At 70.0% G+C, this 2,375-nt stretch carries 2 protein-coding genes; both read left to right on the forward strand.

Annotated elements, in window-relative coordinates; genetic code table 11:
• On the forward strand, nt 1-716 hold a 716-nt coding region (locus ROTAS13_RS23050; RefSeq protein WP_075823543.1), incomplete at its 5' end, for a neutral zinc metallopeptidase.
• 201 nt (nt 717-917) lie between these two features.
• On the forward strand, nt 918-2,222 hold the full coding sequence (locus ROTAS13_RS23055) for a sorbosone dehydrogenase family protein (RefSeq protein WP_075823544.1): 1,305 nt from the start codon (nt 918-920) through the stop codon (nt 2,220-2,222).
• Nucleotides 2,223-2,375: the final 153 nt, after the last annotated feature.

The following is a 2,375-nucleotide window of genomic DNA, read 5'->3' on the forward strand; positions in this document are numbered from 1 at the left end:
GTGATCAAGAGACAGGGCAGCCCGCCCCGCAGGAACGCCGCCTCGATCCCGGGCAGGCCGGGCGCGAGGATGCCGGCCGCCGCTTCGTGGCGCAGGTGCTGGGCGAGACCGAGCGCGTCTGGACCGACCAGTTCGCGCAACTGGGCCGCACCTACCACGACCCCACCCTGGTCCTCTTCTCCGGCGTCACGCGCTCCGGCTGCGGCACGGCGCAGTCGGAAACCGGCCCCTTCTACTGCCCCAACGACCAGAAGGTTTATATCGACCTCGACTTCATGCAGCAGTTGCAGAACCGGCTGGGCGCGCGCGGCGACTTTGCCGCCGCCTACATCATCGCGCATGAGGTCGGCCACCATGTGCAGAACGAGCTGGGCACGCTGGAACGCGCGCACCAGTTCCAGGCGCGCTACGGCGGCAACAGCCCGGAATCCAACCAGGTCCAGGTCAGGGTGGAGTTGCAGGCCGATTGCTATGCGGGCGTCTGGGCCAATCTCGCGAACCGCGAGCGCCACATCCTGGAGGATGGCGACATCGAGGAGGGCCTGAACGCCGCCGCCGCCGTGGGCGACGACCGTCTGCAAAGGCAGATGCGCGGCACCGTCCAGCCGGAAACCTTCACCCACGGTTCCTCGGCGCAGCGCGTGCGCTGGTTCCGGCGCGGGCTGGAAGGCGGCAACATCCGCGCCTGCGACACCTTCGGCACGCAACAGCTCTGACCACGGCCTCGGGGCGGAAGACCCGCTCCGGGTTCCCGCCGCCGGCCGGTGGGCCTCGTCCCCCGGCCAACCCATCCAGGAACGGCCCCGGCGCGCATCCCCCGCGCCATTGCACAACCGTTGCGATCGGGCCGGCGCGGAGGCAGTCTTCCACCGGGAGAACACGGCACGAGAAGCCGCGGCCCCGGGAGAGGAAGCACCATGACGGGTTCCAGGAAGAGCGGCGCCGCCCTTCTGTTCGCGACGCTGCTAGCGGCGGCCATGCCAGGATCGCAAGGGGAGGCCCGGGCGCAGCCCGCACCGCCACCGGGCGGGGACGCCGTGCAGAAGCTGCAGGAATTCCGCGGCACGGGTGCCAGCCGGGACATGGAGACAGTGCCGCAGACCGGCCGCCGTGCCGACCAGATTCGTCGCAACCTGGAACGCATCCGCCTGCCGGAAGGCTTCCGCATCGGCCTCTACGCCCTGGTGCCGGATGCGCGGCACATGGCTGTGGGCCCCTCCTCCGGCGTGGTCTTCGTCGGCACGCGCAAGAACCGGATCTGGGCCGTCACCGACCGGGACCGGGACCGCGTGGCCGACGAGGTGAAGGTCTTCGCGCCCTCCGTCACCTTCGCCATCCCGAACGGCCTCTGCTTCAGCCCGGATGGCATCCTCTACACGGTGGAGCAGAACCGCGTCCTGGCCTTTCCGGCGGCGGAGTTCTTCTACGAGGGACCGGATGTCGCGGCGGCAACGGTGGTGCCGCAGGGGCAGCTCATCCCGGCCGCCGAGGAGAGCTTCAACCACACCGCCCGGGTCTGCCGCATCGGGCCGGACAACAAGCTCCATATCGCCCTCGGCCAGCCCTTCAACGTCCCGCCCCCGGCCAAGCGCGCGCTCTATGACCAGTGGGGCATCGGCGGCATCATCCGCATGGACCGGGACGGCCAGAACCGCGAGGTCTTCGCCCGCGGCATCCGCAACTCCGTCGGCATCGCCTTCCGCCCCGGCACCAGCGAGCTCTGGTTCACTGACAACCAGGTGGACGGCATGGGCGACGACACCCCGCCCGGCGAGATCAACCGCGCCACGAAGGCGGGGCTGAACTTCGGCTTCCCCTGGTATGGCGGCGGCACGGTCCGCACCGCCGAATACGCCAAGGACACCGTGCCCGCCGACGTGGTCCCGCCGGTGGTGGAGATGGCGCCCCATGCGGCAGACCTGGGCATGACCTTCTACACCGGCCGCATGTTCCCCGAGCTCTATCGCGGCGCCATCTTCGACGCGCAGCACGGTTCCTGGAACCGCAGCCAGGCGGTCGGGGCACGGGTGATGGTCACCTTCCTGAACGCCGATGGCAGCGTGAAGGAAAGCAAGCCCTTCGCGGAGGGATGGCTGGACGAGGAGACCAATGAATATGCTGGCCGCCCGGTGGACGTGGCGCAGCTGGCGGACGGCTCCCTGCTGGTCTCGGACGATGCGGCCGGGGCGATCTACCGCATCTCCTATGGGGACCGGAATTGAAGCGAGGCGCCACGGCCGGTCGCCTCCGCCTGCTGGCCGGCCTGCTCACCCTCGGCGCCCTGGCGCCGGGGGGATGGATGGCACCGGCATGGGGGGCCGAGGGCGACGCGCCTGTCTCTTGATCACATCTACGCACAGCTCCACCGTAAGGCG

The organism is Roseomonas sp. TAS13 (assembly GCF_001950415.1).
Taxonomy (GTDB): Bacteria; Pseudomonadota; Alphaproteobacteria; order Acetobacterales; family Acetobacteraceae; genus Roseomonas; species Roseomonas mucosa.

Excerpts from the sequence above, each read along its gene's own strand:
- ROTAS13_RS23055 (WP_075823544.1), top strand. The coding sequence starts at position 918 with ATGACGGGTTCCAGGAAGAGCGGCGCCGCCCTTCTGTTCGCGACGCTG.